Source organism: Achromobacter sp. 18P8.1.1 (assembly GCF_057799415.1).
The window spans coordinates 1-17,313 of sequence record NZ_JBYOKH010000084.1; the positions used below are offsets into that span (position 1 = coordinate 1).

At 66.8% G+C, this 17,313-nt stretch carries 13 protein-coding genes; 7 read left to right on the forward strand and 6 right to left on the reverse strand.

The window, feature by feature from the left end; all coding sequences use genetic code 11:
• On the forward strand, positions 1–854 hold an 854-nt coding region (locus AC27VE_RS30130), incomplete at its 5' end, for an amidase family protein (RefSeq protein ID WP_488705788.1).
• Positions 855–930: 76 nt separating this feature from the next.
• Here AC27VE_RS30130 and metH read toward each other — a convergent pair.
• Positions 931–4,704: a methionine synthase gene (gene metH, locus AC27VE_RS30135; protein ID WP_488705789.1), complete on the reverse strand. Its 3,774-nt coding sequence runs from the start codon at positions 4,702–4,704 to the stop codon at positions 931–933.
• A 452-nt stretch (positions 4,705–5,156) separates the two neighbouring features.
• On the opposite strand from metH, the gene AC27VE_RS30140 reads away from it, so the two are divergent.
• The 6 genes from AC27VE_RS30140 to AC27VE_RS30165 all read left to right on the forward strand — a co-directional run bounded on the left by AC27VE_RS30140 (position 5,157) and on the right by AC27VE_RS30165 (position 12,246).
• Positions 5,157–7,202, forward strand: a complete 2,046-nt coding sequence (locus tag AC27VE_RS30140; protein ID WP_488705790.1) for a TonB-dependent receptor — start codon at positions 5,157–5,159, stop codon at positions 7,200–7,202.
• 52 nt (positions 7,203–7,254) lie between these two features.
• The gene (locus tag AC27VE_RS30145; protein WP_488705791.1) at positions 7,255–8,166 is read left to right on the forward strand and encodes a cobalamin-binding protein; all 912 of its coding nucleotides are present in this window, start codon (positions 7,255–7,257) and stop codon (positions 8,164–8,166) included.
• 154 nt (positions 8,167–8,320) lie between these two features.
• Positions 8,321–9,130, forward strand: coding sequence for a thiazole synthase (locus AC27VE_RS30150; RefSeq protein ID WP_006227983.1), 810 nt, complete (start codon positions 8,321–8,323; stop codon positions 9,128–9,130).
• The gene (gene thiD, locus AC27VE_RS30155; RefSeq protein ID WP_488705792.1) at positions 9,127–9,969 is read left to right on the forward strand and encodes a bifunctional hydroxymethylpyrimidine kinase/phosphomethylpyrimidine kinase; all 843 of its coding nucleotides are present in this window, start codon (positions 9,127–9,129) and stop codon (positions 9,967–9,969) included. Before AC27VE_RS30150 ends, thiD begins: the two co-directional genes overlap by 4 nt.
• Before the next feature lie 185 nt (positions 9,970–10,154).
• Complete coding sequence (locus AC27VE_RS30160) at positions 10,155–10,835, forward strand: protein-L-isoaspartate O-methyltransferase family protein (RefSeq protein WP_006227981.1); 681 nt, start codon at positions 10,155–10,157, stop codon at positions 10,833–10,835.
• A gap of 79 nt (positions 10,836–10,914) precedes the next feature.
• Complete coding sequence (locus AC27VE_RS30165; RefSeq protein WP_006227980.1) at positions 10,915–12,246, forward strand: TolC family outer membrane protein; 1,332 nt, start codon at positions 10,915–10,917, stop codon at positions 12,244–12,246.
• Positions 12,247–12,574: 328 nt separating this feature from the next.
• Here the strand turns inward: AC27VE_RS30165 and rfaE2 are convergent, their stop codons facing one another.
• The 5 genes from rfaE2 to AC27VE_RS30190 form a co-directional block, all read right to left on the reverse strand.
• Entirely contained in the window at positions 12,575–13,063 is a 489-nt protein-coding gene (gene rfaE2 / locus AC27VE_RS30170; RefSeq protein ID WP_488705793.1) for a D-glycero-beta-D-manno-heptose 1-phosphate adenylyltransferase, read from the reverse strand.
• 113 nt (positions 13,064–13,176) lie between these two features.
• A complete protein-coding gene (locus tag AC27VE_RS30175) occupies positions 13,177–14,055 on the reverse strand; it encodes a ferritin-like domain-containing protein (RefSeq protein ID WP_088590987.1) in 879 nt (292 codons plus the stop codon).
• 180 nt (positions 14,056–14,235) lie between these two features.
• Positions 14,236–15,789, reverse strand: a complete 1,554-nt coding sequence (gene ubiB / locus AC27VE_RS30180; protein WP_006227977.1) for a ubiquinone biosynthesis regulatory protein kinase UbiB — start codon at positions 15,787–15,789, stop codon at positions 14,236–14,238.
• A gap of 3 nt (positions 15,790–15,792) precedes the next feature.
• Entirely contained in the window at positions 15,793–16,431 is a 639-nt protein-coding gene (locus AC27VE_RS30185) for a ubiquinone biosynthesis accessory factor UbiJ (RefSeq protein WP_488705794.1), read from the reverse strand.
• A 186-nt stretch (positions 16,432–16,617) separates the two neighbouring features.
• The coding region (locus AC27VE_RS30190; protein WP_488705795.1) for a Tim44 domain-containing protein at positions 16,618–17,313 on the reverse strand (696 nt) is incomplete at its 5' end.

The window sequence follows — 17,313 nt, forward strand, 5'->3', positions numbered from 1 at the left end:
CGGGCTTCCGGCCTTCGGTCGGCCGCTACGACGGCGCGGGCATCACGCCCATCTCGCACACCCGCGATACGCCGGGGCCCATCGCCAACAGCATGCAAGACATCGTGCTGCTGGACGCCGTGCTGGCAGGCGACGCGCAAGCGCTGGCGCCCCTGCCGCCCTCGGGCGTGCGCCTGGGACTGGCGCGCTATTTCTGGGCCGACCTGGAACCATCGGTGCGCAGCGTCATGGATGCCGCGCTGGCCAAGCTGCGCGAGGCCGGCGTGCATCTGGTGGACCTCGACATGCCTGACCTGCCGGCCGCCAACGCCGCGGTCGGCATGCCGCTGTGCCTGTATGAGCAAAAGCCCGACCTGACCGCGTACCTGCAGCGCTACGGCACGGGCGTGAGCTTCGACGACGTGGTGGCGCAGATATCCAGCCCCGACGTCAAAGCCATTTTCGACGGATTGATCGTGCCTGGCGTACTGCCCACGCCCGATGGCCAGGTCCTGGCGCTGCAACCGCTGTACGAACGCGTCATCGCCGTCCAGCGCGACGAACTGATCGAGGTATACCGCCGCGCCTTCCGGGAGCACGGCCTGGACGGCCTGCTGTTTCCGACGCTGCCCATCCTGCCGATGGCCGCCACGCCCGAGGCCAGCAGCTTCGAAAGCTTCAGCCGCCTGGCCCGCAACGTCGACCCCGGCAGCAACGCGGGCCTGCCCGGGCTGAGCGTGCCCGCGGGCCTGTCGCCGGAAGGCCTGCCGGTGGGCCTGGAGATCGACGGACTGCCCGGCGACGACCGCAAGGTGCTGGCGATCGGCGTGATGATCGAAGACGTGCTGGGGCGCATCGCGCCGCCTGCGCGCTAAGCCAGCCCGCAACTGGCGGCGGCGCAAAAAAAACCGGCCTCCTGGCCGGTTTTTCATCGCGCGCCACGCGGGCGCATCACCCCAGATTCGGGGCCAGCGTCCGCTTCAGGTCTTCGATGGTCCGTCCGCTGCGCTTGGCGTAGTCTTCCAGCTGGTCCTCGCCGATCACGCCCACGTTGAAGTACTGCGACTCCGGGTGGCTGAAGTAGAAGCCCGACACGCTGGAGGCCGGGTACATCGCGTAGCTATCGGTCAGCATCATGCCGATGTCGCCGCCGTCCAGCACACGGAACATGTCGGTCTTGACCACGTGCTCCGGGCAGGCCGGGTAGCCGGGCGCGGGGCGGATGCCCACGTACTTCTCGGCGATCATGTCCTCGTTCGTCAGCGCCTCGTCGGGCACATAGCCCCACAGGTCCTGGCGCACGCGGGCGTGCAGGCATTCCGCGAAACCTTCGGCCAGGCGGTCGGCCAGCGACTTGAGCATGATGCTGGAATAGTCGTCCAGGGCCTTTTCGAATTCGGCTTCCTTCTTCTCGATGCCGATGCCCGCGGTGACGGCGAACATGCCGATGTAGTCCAGCTTGCCCGACGACTTGGGCGCGATGAAGTCGGACAGCGACTTGTTGCTGACCCCTTCGCGCTTGGCGCCCTGCTGGCGCAGGTTGCGGTACGTGAACAGCACTTCGCTGCGCGTCTCGTCCTTGTAGATCTCGATGTCTTCGTCGTTGACGCTGTTGGCGGGGTAGAAGCCGACCACGCCGTTGGCGGTCAGCCAGCGGCCTTCGACGATGCGCTTCATCATGGCCAGGCCGTCGGCGTAGACCTTGCGCGCCTGTTCGCCCACCACCTTGTCGTCCAGGATCGCGGGGAAAGGCCCGAACAGGCTCCAGGTCTGGAAGAACGGGCCCCAGTCCACGTACTTCACGATCTCGGCCAGGTCGTAGCTCTTGAACGTGCGACGGCCGATGAACTTCGGACGCGGCGGCGTGTAGTTATCCCAGTCGATCGCCGGGCGCGAAGCGCGCGCGTCCGCCAGCGGCAGGATCGGCGTGGCCTTGCGGTTGGCGTGGCGGCGGCGCACTTCCTCGTATTCCTGGGCCAGTTCGGCCAGATACGTTTCCGACTGCTCCGACATCAGGTTGGTCGCGACGCCCACCGAACGGCTGGCGTCCGGCACGTAGATGACCGGGCCTTCGTAGTTGGGCGCGATCTTCACGGCGGTGTGCACGCGGCTGGTGGTGGCGCCACCGATCATCAACGGCAGCTTGCGGCTGCGGAAGTATTCGTCGCGCTGCATTTCGCTGGCCACGTACGCCATTTCTTCCAGGCTGGGCGTGATCAGGCCGGACAGGCCGACGATGTCGGCGTTTTCTTCCTTGGCCTTTTCCAGGATCTGCGCGCAGGGCACCATCACGCCCATGTTCACGACTTCGAAGTTGTTGCATTGCAGGACGACCGACACGATGTTCTTGCCGATATCGTGCACGTCGCCTTTGACCGTGGCGATGACGATCTTGCCCTTGGCGCGCACATCGCCGCCGGCGGCCGCGATCTGGCGCTTTTCCTCTTCGATGAAGGGGATCAGGTGGGCCACGGCCTGCTTCATGACGCGGGCGGATTTCACCACCTGCGGCAGGAACATCTTGCCTTCGCCGAACAGGTCGCCCACGACGTTCATGCCGTCCATCAGCGGGCCTTCAATCACTTCGATCGGGCGGCCGCCGCGAGCGAAGATCTTCTGGCGCACTTCTTCCGTGTCTTCCACGATGAAGGCGGTGATGCCGTGCACCAGCGCGTGCGACAGGCGCTTTTCCACTTCGGCGTTGCGCCAGGTCAGGTCTTCTTCGCGCTTGGCGCCCGAACCCTTGACCGTGTCGGCAAACTGCACCAGGCGTTCGGTCGGCGTGCGCTCGTCGTCGGCTTCGGTCTTGCCCACCGGCTCGGCCCGGTCCAGCACCACGTCCTCGACCAGGTCGCGCAGCTTGGGATCCAGGTCCGCGTACACGCCCAGCTGGCCGGCGTTGACGATGCCCATCGTCATGCCTTCCTTGACCGCGTAGTACAGGAACACGGTGTGGATGGCCTCGCGCATCGGCTCGTTGCCACGGAACGAGAAGCTGACGTTGGACACGCCGCCCGAGATGCGCGCGTACGGCAGGTTGTCGCGGATCCAGCGGGTGCCTTCGATGAAGTCCACCGCGTAGTGGTTGTGCTCGTCGATGCCGGTGGCGACCGCGAAGACGTTCGGATCGAAAATGATGTCTTCCGGCGGGAAGCCTTCTTCCTCGACCAGGATCTTGTAGGCGCGGGCGCAGATTTCCTTGCGGCGCGCAAGCGTGTCGGCCTGGCCCAGTTCGTCGAACGCCATGACGACCACGGCGGCGCCGTAGCGGCGGCACAGCCGCGCATGATGGCGGAACGGCTCCAGCCCTTCCTTCATCGAAATGGAGTTCACCACCGGCTTGCCCTGCACGCACTTCAGGCCGGTCTCGATGACCTCCCACTTCGAACTGTCGATCATGACCGGCACGCGGGCGATGTCGGGCTCGGAGGCGATCAGGTTCAGGAAGCGGTGCATGCAGGCCACCGAATCCAGCATGGCCTCGTCCATGTTGATGTCGATGATCTGCGCGCCGTTCTCGACCTGCTGGCGGGCAACGGCCAGCGCCTCATCGTACTTTTCCTCGCGGATCAGGCGGGCAAACATCTTGCTGCCCGTCACGTTGGTGCGTTCGCCCACGTTGACGTACAGCGTCTCTTCGTCGATGTTCAGGGGCTCCAGGCCCGACAGGCGGGTCTTGACCGGAATGTCCGGCACGATGCGCGGCGTCAGCGCGGCGACCTTGTCCGCGATGGCGCGGATGTGGTCGGGCGTCGTGCCGCAACAGCCGCCCGACATGTTCACCAGCCCGGCGCGTGCGAATTCCTCAAGCAGCGCGGACGTGTCGGCCGGCGTTTCGTCGAAGCCCGTTTCGGCCATCGGATTGGGCAGGCCGGCGTTGGGGTACACGCAGACATAGGTGTCGCAGATCTTGGAAAGCTCGGCCACATAGGGGCGCATCAGCGCTGCGCCCAGCGCGCAGTTCAGGCCGATGGTCACCGGGCGCGCGTGGCGCACCGAGTTCCAGAAGGCTTCCACGGTCTGGCCCGACAGGATGCGGCCGGACGCATCGGTCACCGTGCCCGAGATCATCACGGGCAGGCGGATGCCGCGCGCCTCGAACACTTCTTCGGTGGCGAAGATGGCGGCCTTGGCGTTCAGCGTGTCGAAGATGGTTTCGATCAGGACGATGTCGATGCCGCCGTCCAGGAGGCCGTTCAACTGTTCGATATAGGCCACGCGCAATTCGTCGAAGGTGACGTTGCGGGCGCCCGGGTCGTTCACGTCAGGCGAGATCGATGCCGTCTTGGGCTGCGGGCCCAGGGCGCCGGCCACGAAACGCGGCTTGTCCGGCGTACTGAATGCGTCACAGGCCTCGCGGGCCAGCTTCGCGGAAACCAGGTTCAGTTCGTAGGCCAGTTCCGGCAGGTCGTAGTCGCCCTGCGCGATCGTCGTGGCGCCGAAGGTATTGGTCTCGATGACGTCGGCGCCCGCTTCCAGGTATTGGCGGTGGATCTCCGAGATCACGTCGGGCCGCACCAGCGACAGCAGCTCGTTGTTGCCCTTGACGTCCTTGCCGTGGTCGGCGAAACGCTGGCCGCGGAAGTCCGCCTCGCCCAGCTTGTAGCGCTGGATCATGGTGCCCATGGCGCCGTCCAGGATCAGGATGCGCTGGCCCAGCAGGCGGGCGAATTCGCCGCCTTGGGTATAGGCTTCGGGCGGGTACGGCAGGCGGGGATACGACACGGGCAGGTCCGGCTATAGGTTGGCTTCAGTGGCGAAGATGTGGCTAAAACGCCAAAACCACTGGAAAAACAAGCCCTGATCGTAACAAAACGGGCCCCCTCGCGCCCTCCGGTGATACAGTTTCGGCCCCGAACCGGTGCTTTCGGCGCATCGGGCTTGCAAGAACGCAACACTTGCCAGCCGCGCGCGAAAGGTAAACGGGAAACAGGAAGACGGCCCCCGGGCCGCCGCGCCGCCCACAAGGCCGCGTGGCACGCCCCCGCCGTCCAGCCTGTGCTGCCCCCGCAACGGTCCCCATGCGCGCTTGTCTGCGCCCATGGCAGCCCGATACCGGCCAGTTCGCTCGTCAGGAAGTCCACGCATCGCCGCCGGGCCGACCGGCCCGCTGCGCGTGGGCATCCTCCCCATCGTGAATGACCTGCGGGGTCGCGGGTCGCATCGAGGTTACGTAGATGAAAGCCCGCTCCATCCGGCGTTACGCCGGCGCCCTGCTCTGCTCCGCTCCGGCCATCGCCGCCGCCCAGCAAACCGCCTCCGCCACCCCCGAGCTCGAAACCGTGACCGTCACCGCCCAGCGCGTGCCGACGGACGGCCGCACGCTGCCGGTGTCCATTTCGGTCATCACCGCCGAAGACATCGCCGCCAGCAGCGCCCGCACCATGCAGGACCTGTTGTCGACCCAGGCGGGCATCCACCTGATCAACACCAGCAGCTCGAGTGACAACGCCATCGTCGACCTGCGCGGCTTCGGCATCACCGGCGCCAGCAACACGCTGATCATGATCGACGGCGTCAAGCAGAACACCAACGACCTGTCGGCCCCGGGCCTGGGCGTGGTGCCGCTGGACCAGGTCGAACGCGTGGAAATCGTGCGCGGCAGCGGCTCGGTGCAATACGGCGGCGGCACGACCGGCGGCGTGGTCAACATCATCACCAAGTCCGATTTCTCGAAGGAACCGGTGACCGCCCGCGCCACCGCCACCTTCGGCAGCTACGGCCTGCGCCAGTACGACGCCGCCGTGGCGATGAACAACGAGAAGGTCGGCGTCGATGCCTACCTGCAGTCGCTGCACACCGACGGCTACCGCGACCACAGCGGCGAGCGCCGCGAAGGCGGCGGCGGCGGCATCACCCTGCGCCACGACAACGGCTCGATCCGCCTGTATGGCCGCACCACCACGCAAAAGCTGGAACTGCCCGGCCCGCGCCTGATCAGCCCGTCGACCGGTGTGAACGAGTTCCAGGACGACCCGCGCGGCTCGAAGAACGACGTCGACTTCGTCAAGACCACGAGCACCACCTTCGGCCTGCAAGTCGAACAGGCGATCGGCGCCGGCACGCTGTACGCCGACCTGTCGACCCGCGAGAAGAAGCTCAACGGCCTGTCATTCGACGGTTTCGGCGACACCCTGCGCGACCAGAAGCTGGAAGAGAACATCGCCAGCGTGCGCTATCGCCTGCCGATCAACGGCGGCCACAGCCTCGTCTTCGGCGCTGACGCGCAAGAATCCAAGACTACCGCCGACCAGAACGCCTACTACGACTTCGAGCCGTCCAAGTGGCAGTCGCGCCAGCACCAGTACGGGCTCTTCGCCGAAGGCCAGATCCGCGCCACCGACACCACCTATGTGACGGCCGGCGTGCGCCGCCAGTATGCGTCCGACGACCTGGACGTGCTGAGCGGGTCGGGCACCGCGTCCGACCGCAGCAACCACCTGACCGCCTGGCAGCTGGGCGTGCGCCAGGACCTGCCCGCCGGCTTCGGCGTATACGGCAAGGTCGGCCGCAGCTTCCGCCTGCCCAACGCCGACGAACTGCTGTCGGTGCAGAACCCGCTGGCCCCGCAGACGTCCACCGACAAGGAAATCGGCGTGACGTGGCAAGCGGCATCGAGCAGCGCCCGCCTGTCGTACTTCCGCTATGACCTGACCAACGAGATCCAGTACAACCCGCTGGCCGACGGCATGTGGGGCCCGGGCACCGGCGCCAACACCAACCTGGACCCGACCCGCCGCCAAGGCATCGAACTGGAAGGCCGCACCGCCATTTCCAGCAGCGTGACGCTGGATGCGAACGTGACCTGGATGGAAGCGCAATTCCGTTCCGGCACCTACGCCGGCGTGGACCTGGCCGGCAAGACCGTGCCGCTGGCCCCGAAGTGGCTGGCCAACGCCGGCGTGACCTGGCGCCCCACCGACGCCTTCCTGTGGAACGTGTCGGCGCAATATGTGGGCAAGTCGCGCATGGACAACGACCAGGCCAACCAGTTCGACAAGGAACTGGACGCCTACGTGCTGTTCAACACGAAGCTGGCCTACAAGTTCACGCGCAACGTCGAAGGCGCCATCGGCGTGAACAACATCTTCGATCGCCAGTACGCCACCTACGGCATCCGCGGCGGCGATGCGTCGTTCCAGATGCTGGGCCCCGTCGCCAACTACAACCTGTACCCGGCGCCGGGCCGCAATTTCTACGCGTCGCTCACGCTGCGCTATTGATTGCGGACATCCGATATAGTCGGCGTACTCCGCTGACCTTATCGGCCCCTGCATGACCTTCGCACGCGCCTACCCCCGCATCGCTCCCGGGCTGTTCCTGGCCCTGGGCGCGATGCTGGCCCACCCGCCGGCCGCCGCCGGCGACCCCGCTTCCCCCATCCAGGTCCACGACGACAAAGGCCGCACGGTCTTGCTGGCTGCGCCCGCGCGCCGCGCCGTCACCCTGGCGCCCCACGCCACCGAACTCGTCTATGCCGCCGGCGCGGGTGACCGCCTCATCGCGACCATCCGCGGCAGCGACTATCCCGCCGCCGCCCGGCAACTGCCCGTCATCGGCGACGGCACCCAGCCCGACGCCGAACGCGTGGCCGCCGTGCGCCCCGACCTGCTGATTGCCTGGCAGCCCGCCGCGGCCGAGCCTCTGTCGCGGGTCATGGACAAGCTGGGCGTGCCCGTCTTCTACAGCGATCCGCTGACGCTTGCCGCCATTCCCGACGCCGTGGAAAGCATGGGCGCGCTGTTCGGCACCGAGGCGCAGGCGCGGCCCGCCGCCGAACAGTTGCGCGCCCGCCTGGCCGCCCTGACGGCGCGCTATGCCGGCCGCCGGCCCGTGCGCGTCTTCGTCCAGGCGGGCCTGGATCCCATCTACACCCTGAACGACAGCAGCATCGTCAGCGACGCGCTGCGCATCTGCGGCGGCGTCAACGTCTTCGGGCAGGCACCCGTCGTCGCCCCGCAGGTCACGCTGGAAAACGTGCTGGCCGCCCGCCCCGAGGCGGTGCTGGCCGGGGTGGGACGCCCCGAGGACACCCCCAGGAACCTGGCCGCCTGGCAGGCGCTGGGGCTGCCCGCCGCCCGCGCGGGGCATGTCTACGGCATCGACGCCGATGCCCTGTACCGCCCGGGTCCGCGCCTGGTCGATGCAGCCGAAGCCATCTGCGCCGACCTGGACCGGTTGCGCTGAGCCGCCCGCCCCCATAACCATGATCTGCAAATAGTGGAACGCGGCATTTCAATGAGCACGCCTGCCGCGCCACGCCGTGCTTTATCATTCGTTTAGCAAAATCAGTCAGCCTCCGCGGGCTCCGCTCACGCGCCCCCGCCCTTTGAACACCGCCATGACCACACAAGACACCCTCACCATCGCCGGACGCGCCTATTCGTCGCGCCTGCTCGTCGGCACCGGCAAGTACAAGGACTTCGAACAGACCCGCGCCGCGCTGGACGCCAGCGGCACCGAAATCGTCACGGTCGCCATCCGCCGCACCAACATCGGCCAGAACGCCGGCGAACCGAACCTGCTGGACTACGTCCCGACGTCGAAATTCACGCTGCTGCCCAACACCGCCGGCTGCTACAGCGCCGACGACGCGGTCCGCACGCTGCGCCTGGCGCGCGAGCTGCTGGACGGCCACGACCTGGTCAAGCTGGAAGTGCTGGGCGACCCGCACACCCTGTTCCCCAACATGCCCGAAACCCTCAAGGCCACGAAGACGCTGGTCGATGAAGGCTTCAAGGTCATGGTCTATTGCACCGACGATCCCATCCAGTGCCGCATGCTGGAAGACATGGGCGCCGTGGCTGTCATGCCGCTGGCCTCCCTGATCGGCTCGGGCATGGGCATCCTGAACCCGTGGAATCTGCGCCTGATCATCGACCAGGCCCGCGTGCCGGTCGTGGTGGACGCCGGCGTGGGCACCGCGTCCGACGCCGCCATCGCCATGGAACTGGGCTGCGACGCCGTCCTGATGAACACCGCCATCGCCGGCGCGCGCGACCCGATCCTGATGGCCAGCGCCATGAAGAAGGGCGTGGAAGCCGGCCGCGAGGCCTTCCTGGCCGGCCGCATGCCCAAGAAACTGTACAGCGGCGCGCCCAGCTCGCCCACCGAAGGCCTGATCACCGCCGGCCCGGGTTCGGCGAAATGAGCTCCCGCCAGCAGGACGGCAACGCCCGTCCCATCCCCCGCGCGCTGACCATCGCCGGCGTCGACCCGTCCGGCGGCGCCGGCACGCTGGCCGACATCAAGGCCATGAGCGCGTTGGGCGCCTATGGCTGCGCCGTCATCGCCGCCCTGACCGCCCAGAACACCCAGGGCGTCACCGGCATTTCTCCCGTGCCGCCCGCCTTCGTGGGCCTGCAGATCGACACGCTGTTCACCGACGTGCGCATCGACGCCGTCAAGATCGGCATGCTGGGCCAGCGCCCGGTGATCGAGGTCGTGGCCGAGAAGCTGGCCAAGTGGGCGCCCGCTCACGTGGTGCTGGACCCCGTCATGGTGGCCAAGAGCGGCGACCTGCTGCTGGAAAAGGAAGCCGTGGGCGCCATGCGCGAAGCCATGCTGCCCCAGGCCACCCTGCTGACGCCCAACCTGCCCGAGGCCGGCGTGCTGCTGGAAGAGCGGCCGGTTGAGACCGTCAAGGAAATGCGCCGCGTGGCCGAACGCCTGCGCAACAAGCTCGCGCATTCGGGCGAACGCTGGGTGCTGGTCAAGGGCGGCCACCTGCCCGGCAACGAGACCATCGACCTGCTGCACGACGGCGACCGCATGATCGAGCTGCCCGGCCACCGCATCGAAACCGTCAACACCCACGGCACCGGCTGCACGCTGTCGGCAGCGCTGGCCGCGCTGCTGCCGCAAACCGGGGACGTACCCGAGGCCGCGCGCCGCGCCAAGGCCTACCTGACCGAAGCCATCCGCCACGCGGAACGCCTGTCGGTGGGCTCGGGCCACGGCCCGGTGCACCACTTCCACGCCTGGTGGTAAGCGCCCGGTAGCGCTTGCGGTCCCGCAGTCACCCAGCGGCGCTCTCCGGAGCGCCGCTGTCGTTTGGCGGCCCCTGCGGCGGGCCCGGATTCCCGGCTGAAACATCTACCGGCAGGGCACGCCGTCACAGGACGCTACGAATCGGTACAATGGCCGGCTGATTCCTCTGTTTTTTCCTGACCGTCATGAACGCTTCGACCCTGCCCGACGTAGAACAAGCCCGCTTCAATATGGTGGAACAGCAGATCCGCCCTTGGGACGTCCTGGACGCCAATGTGCTGCAAGCGCTGTTCGATGTGCGCCGCGAACAATTCGTTCCGCCGGCCCTGCGCGCCCTGGCGTTTTCCGACCTGGAACTGCCGCTGGAAATCAATGCGGTGAATACCCGCCAGACGATGCTCGCCCCCAAGGTCGAAGCCCGCCTGGCGCAAGAACTGCAGTTGACCAAGTCCGACTGTGTGCTGGAAATCGGCACCGGCTCCGGCTACCAGGCCGCGCTGCTGGGCTATCTGGCCCAACAGGTCACCTCGGTTGAAATCGACAGCCGCCTGGTGACCTTCGCGCAGCAGAACCTGCAGATGAACAACGTCACCAACGTCAAGGTCGAAACCGGCGACGCCCGCAACGGCTGGGGCTCCACCGAATACGACGCCATCCTGGTGACGGGTTCCGTGCCGGTCGTGCCGGACGCGCTGAAGTACCAGCTGCGCGTGGGTGGCCGCCTCGTCGTGGTCGTGGGCCAGGCCCCGGTCATGACGGCCTGTCGCATCACCCGCACCACGGCCGCCAGCTTCGAAACCGTGAACCTGTTCGAAACGGTCATCAAGCCGCTGCGCGGCGCCACGGTGTCCCAGTTCAAGTTCTAACCCTCCACCTTGCCGCCCTGCGCCCGCCCCCCGATGGGGCGCGCGCCTGTCAAGGCGGCCCGGCGTATCGTTGAAAATCATGCGCGTCCGATTGCTTACGGCTTTACTGGTTTTTACCTCTGCCGCAAGCGTCGGCCCGTCGCCCGCGTTTGCGCAGAACCTGATCCAGGTCTGGCAATCGGCCCTGGGCAATGACCCCACCTACGCCGCCGCGCGCGCCAACTACCGCGCCGGCCTGGAAAAAGAGCCGCAAGCCCGTTCGCTGCTGCTGCCCCTGATTTCCGCCGAAGCCGGCGGCGCCTACCAGGAAACGCGCAGCACCCGCGGCCTGGGCGTGTCCTACAGCGGCGGACGCGGCGTCTGGGACCTGGCGCTGACCCAGCCCCTGTTCGACTGGGGCCGCTGGCAGAACTACGAACAATCCAAGCTGATCGTGGCCGACGTCGAAGTCCAGCTTCAGCAGGCCTATCAAGACCTGCTGCTGCGCGTGGCCGACGCCTATTTCAACGTGCTGTATGCGCAAGACACGCTGACTGCCACCGAAGCCGAAAAGGCCGCCGTGGCCGGGCAGCTGGAGTCCGCCAAGCGCAATTTCGAACTGGGCAACGCCACCGTCACCGACACCTACGAAGCGCAGGCGCGCTACGACCTGGTGGTGGCGCAGGAACTGCGCTTGCAGAACGACCTGGACGTGCGCCGCGACGAGCTGGCCAAGATCATCGGCACGCCGCCTGGCGCCCTGGCCGAACTGCCCTATGGCGTGCAGTTGCCGGCGCCGCAGCCCGCCCGCGTGAACGACTGGAGCACCCAGGCCGAAGCGTCGAGCCTGGAAGTGCTGCGCGCGCAGCTCCTGACCCGCATTGCCGGCCGCGAGATCCAGATCGCCAAAAGCGGCCACTACCCCACCCTGAACCTGCGCGCCACCAGTGGCAGCGCCAGCGACGCCGTCATGCGCAACGCCGCGCCCGGCAAGCCGATCGACAACACCATCGGCGTGGTCCTGTCCATTCCGCTGTACGCGGGCGGCGGCGTGTCGTCGCAGGTGACCGAGAAAGTGCAGCTGGAGCAAAAAGCCCGCTACGACTTCGAAACCTCGCGCCGCCAGGCCGTCCAGGCTGCGCGCCAGTACTACACCGGCGTCACCAGCGGCCTGGCCCGCATCCAGGCGCTGGAGGCCGGCGAAAAGTCCAGCCGCGCCGCGGTGGAAGCCAACCGCACGGGCTACGAGGTGGGCGTGCGGATCAACCTGGACGTGCTCAACGCCCAGCAACAGCTCTATGCCACCCAGCGCGACCTGGCGCTGGCGCGCTACAGCACCGTGCTCTCGGGCCTGCGCCTGAAAGCCGTCAGCGGCATCCTGGCCGAGACCGACCTGGAAGCCATCAACCGGCTGCTGCGCGACGCCCGCTGATGGGTGCGGCCTGATGGGTGTCGCCTGATCGTGGCGCTTGATGGGTTGCGCGCGATTGGCGCTTATTCATTCATGAGCGCCTTCTCGCGCTCCACCCATCCTACGAACGCCTCGGCCTGTAGGATGGGTGGAGCGCGAGAAATACGTCGGAAGAACGCGCATGCCCATCGCGCGCAACCCATCCTACGAACGCCTCGGCCTGTAGGATGGGTGGAGCGCGGGAAATACGCCGGAAGAACACGCATGCCCATCGCGCGCAACCCATCAAGCCCCGTGCGCATGAAAAAAGCGGCCTGCCAGGCCGCTTTTCTTATTCCTGCACGCCGGATCAGGCGCCTTGGATCTTCTTCACCAACGCCGTGGTCGAACGCTCGAATTCGAAGGGGATCGCCACCGCGCGGCCGCCCCACGTCTTGACGAGCGCGGTTTCGGGCAGCTTTTCCATGTCGTAGTCGCCGCCCTTGACGATCAGGTCGGGCTTGATCTCGCCGATCAGGGCCTCGGGCGTGTCTTCATGGAAGGACGTGACGACGGTCACGAAACCCAGCGCGGCCAGCAGCGCGGCGCGGTCTTCCATCCGGTTCAGCGGGCGCTCGGACCCTTTGCCCAGGCGGCGCACCGATTCGTCGGTGTTCACCGCCACGACCAGCGTCGCGCCCAGTTGGGCGGCCTGGTCCAGGTAGGTCGCATGCCCGCGGTGCAGGATGTCGAAGACGCCGTTGGTGAACACCAGCGGCCGCGGCAGGCGGCCGGCGGCGACGGCGGCGACGCATTCGTCGCGGGACAGGACTTTGGATTCGAAACGGGCGGCGGACATGCGGCGATTATATCCGCCCGCCTGCCCCCCCTCTGCCGGCCGAAAACAACCCCGAAAACAACCCGAAAAGGGCTGCGGGGCCGCGCCAGGCCGCCCCGCGCAACACCTGCCGATCAGGTACCGGCGAGGATGATCTTCTTTTCCTTGGGGACCACCAGCGCGGTCATTTCCTTGCGGTAGCGGTTCAGGTCCTTCACCGTTTCGAAGCTGCGGTCCATCAGCTTGGACAGGATGTGCAGGATGCGCGAGGCGACCTTCTGTTCCCAGATGCCGTCAAAGCGGATCTGCGTGTCCAGCCAGTGCTCCAGCCAGCCCGGTTCGGGCAAGCGCGACTGCACCGTATCGTTGGGGAACAGGTCCTTGTTCACGTGCAGGTTGGTCGGGTGCAACGCCTGCTGGGTGCGGCCGGCCGACGCCATCAGCACGCCGATCTTCGAGAACGCCAGGCGGGCCTGTTCGCTCGTGTCCTGGCCGCGGTCATGCAGCGCGCGGCGCATGTACTGCAGATAGGCGCCGGCGTGGCGGGCTTCGTCTTGCGCGACGGTCTTGTAGATGGCCTTGATGACCGGTTCCGTATGCCATTCGGCGGCGCGGCGGTACCAGTGGTTCAGGCGGATCTCGCCGCAGAAGTGCAGCATCAGGGTTTCAAGCTCGGGCGCGGCATCGAATTCGAAGCGCACGTTGTGCAACTCTTCTTCGGTGGGCACCAGGTCCGGGCAGAAACGGCGCAGGTATTCGATCAGCACCAGCGAATGCTTCTGTTCTTCGAAGAACCACACCGACATGAAGGCGCAGAAGTCGCTGTCGCCGCGGTTGTCGCGCAGGAACATTTCCGTCGCCGGCAACGCCGCCCATTCGGTGATGGCGTTCATCTTGATCGTTTGGGCTTGCTCGTCGGAAAGCTTGCTGCGATCGAAATCCCCCCAGGGGATGTCGTGGGCCATGTTCCAGCGCACGGCTTCCATGGTCTTGAAGAGTTCAGGATAAAGCATGGTCTGCCCTTGTATTCGTCCCGCTTGTGGGGCGATAAAAATTAATGAATGGCGCGCGCGTCTTTTCGGCGTGACGCTGCATTCATCCACCGCAGCGCTATTTTTCGCCGTCTCCCGCGAAGCTATGATGACCGTTTCATGAATGAAACATGACAGGGTTCGTCTAGATCATCGCGCCGCCTACCGGGTCAAGGCCCATATTGCGACCCCGATCGCAAGAGCCAGCACCCCAACCAGCGCTGCAACCAGCCGGTTGTTTTGTTCCTGGGCGCGCCGCAGGTGAACCATCTCGGCCAGCAGGGCGGGCGAGACGTTCGGGCGGCTCAGGTGGTCATGGACCAGCCTGGGCAAAGCGGGCAGCATCTGAGACCACTGCACGGCTTCTTTTTCCAGGCTTTGACGCAGCCCCTTGAATCCGACGCGCTGACGCATCCAGCGTTCCAGATAGGGCTTGGCGGTCTTCCAGAGATCCAGGTTGGGATCGAGCTGGCGGCCCAATCCCTCGACGTTGAGCAACGTCTTTTGCAGCAGCACCAGCTGCGGCTGGATCTCCACATTGAAACGGCGCGACGTCTGGAACAGGCGGAGCAGCACTTGCCCCAGCGAGATCTCGGACAGCGGCCGGTCAAAGTACGGTTCACACACGGCGCGCACGGCGCCCTCCAGCTCTTCTTCGCGCGTATCGGCAGGCACCCAGCCCGACTCGATGTGCAGTTGCGCCACGCGCCGGTAATCGCGGTGGAAGAAGGCCAGGAAATTCTGCGCCAGGTAATTCTTGTCGAACTCAGACAGCGAACCGACGATGCCGAAGTCCAGCGCGATATAGCTGCCCAGTGTGTCGGGGCGGTCTGACACGTAGATGTTGCCCGGATGCATGTCGGCGTGGAAAAAGCCGTCGGTGAACACTTGCGTGAAGAAGATCTCCACCCCCGTGCGCGCCAGCGTCGGGATGTCGATGCCCGCTTCGCGCATGCGCTCGACCTGGCCCACCGGCATGCCGTACATGCGCTGCATGGTGAAGACCGTGGAGGCCGTGTATTCCCAGATGACCTCGGGCACGATCAGCATGTCGCCGCGGCCCGACTCGGGGCCGAAATTGCGGCGCAGCTGGCTGCAATTGGAGGCCTCGCGCACCAGGTCCAGCTCGTCGTGCAGGTACTTGTCGAATTCGGCCACGACTTCGCGCGGCTTCAGGCGGCGCCCATCGGCGCCCAGGCGCTCGATGATGCGCGCCACGATCTTCAAGAGCGACAGGTCTTTTTCGATGATGCTCAGCATGCCCGGGCGCAGCACCTTCACGGCGACTTCGCGGCCGTCGTGCAACACGGCGAAGTGCACCTGGGCGATCGAAGCCGAGGCCACCGGGTCCACCTCGAACTGCGCGAACAGCTTCTCGGGCGGCGCGCCCAGCGCGGCTTCGATGCAGGCGGCGGCCTGCGCGGACGGGAACGGCGGCACCCGGTCTTGCAGCAAGGCCAGCTCGTTGGCGATGTCGGCGGGGATCAGGTCGCGGCGGGTGGACAGCACCTGCCCGAACTTCACGAAAATGGGGCCCAGCGATTCGAGCGCCAGGCGCAGGCGCTGCCCGCGCGGCTGGCGCGGCCGGGTGCCCAGGCGGATGACGCGCAGCAGGCAAGTCGCCAGCGGATGGTTCAGGCTGGAGAGCACCAGCTCGTCCAGACCGTAGCGCAGCGAAACCAGGATGATGCGGAACAGGCGCAGCAGGGGAAACATGGATCAGGCGCCCCGCTTTGCGCTGGCAGCGGCCAGACGGGTTTGGAGGGCGGTGGCCGAACGCGCCAGCGCATCGGCGCGGGCGTTCAGTTCGGCCAGGTCCAGGCGCCATTGCTCAAGCGCCGGACGGCCCGCCAGCACGCCGCTTTCTTCCGCCAGGTATTCAGACACGTTCTCGGCCAGACGACGGCCGGCGGTACGCGCGCCGTCAGCCGCGGCCCGGGCGCCGCCCACGATGCGCAGCGCGGCGATATCGCCCACCACGCGGGCCAGGGCGTCTTCCGGGTCCCAGCGCAGTTGCTTGGACAAGTCCGCCACCACTTGCGCCAACGCCGCGTCGCCCGAAATGTGCGTCGCTTCGGCGAAATCGGGCACCTCGCGGTCCGCGCCCAGGCGCGGCAGGGGCAGCTTTTCCGGGGCGACGGTCAACGTCACGTCGGGCACCACGGCCGGGTCGGCCTGGGATGCCAAACCCTCGCTGTCGATCGTCAGGCCGAGTGTGAAGCCCCCCAGCGCAAAACGCACGGTTTTGCCGGCGTGGCGCGCCAGGCGCTCGCGCGCCCAGTCTTCGCGCCTCAACAGGGCGTTGAGCGCGCTGACAGCCAGTCGCGAGGGAGTCGGCAGGAACGAAAAAGGCAGCATGACGGTCTGCAACGGCCCCGGTGGCGGGGGTTGCCGAAGTTAATGGCTAAATCGGGAGTGTAACGGGTTAGATGGGTGCGTGTTTTGCGGAAAGAACATGGAAAAACCGGCCCTTGGAGGGCCGGTTCAAGCAGATGCCTTACGGCATCCGCAACGGAGGCGGGAATCGGACCCGGCCGGCCAGCCTTAGCTGGCGAGATCCACCGGGATCTGCTGGATGCCGGCCAGCAGCCAGCCGCCATTGGCAGGCTTGAACAGGTTCCAGACTTCTTCGAAACGGAAGGCCTCGGCGCCCGGGGCTTCGCGCAGCATGCCGGAGAAGCGCACGCTGGCCAGGTGGCCGTCGGACACGGTCTCGATACCCAGCATTTCGGCGTTCAGCAGGACCACTTCGGTCTTGTTGGGCGCGGCGCCGCGCTCGGCCAGTTGCGGTTTGAGCTCGGTGATCAGGTCGTCGGTCAGGAAGTCGCGCAGGCCATCGGTGCTACCGCTGTCCCACACGGCCTGGATACGGACGAACTGCTCCTTGGCCTGCTTCAGGAAGTTGGGCGTGTCGAAATCACCCGGCACGAACCAGTTGTTGTCTTCACCGGCCTTGGGCAGCACGGCCGGGGGAGCCACGGGCGCGGCGGCCACGGGTGCGGCAGCAGCGGCCGGCGCGGCGGCAGCCGGCTTCAGCGCTTCACGCCACATGGGCTGCTGTTGCTGGCCCGGCGCGTTGTTGGCGCCGTTGAAGGCACCTTGCGTCGCGGTGCGCGGCGCGGCGCCACGCAGGCGGCGGATGATGAACATGACGGCGAACACGACCGCGGCGATCAGCAGCGCGGAGCCGAGGAATTCGGCGAACGCGCCCGACAGGCCCATGCTGGACAGCAGGGCGGC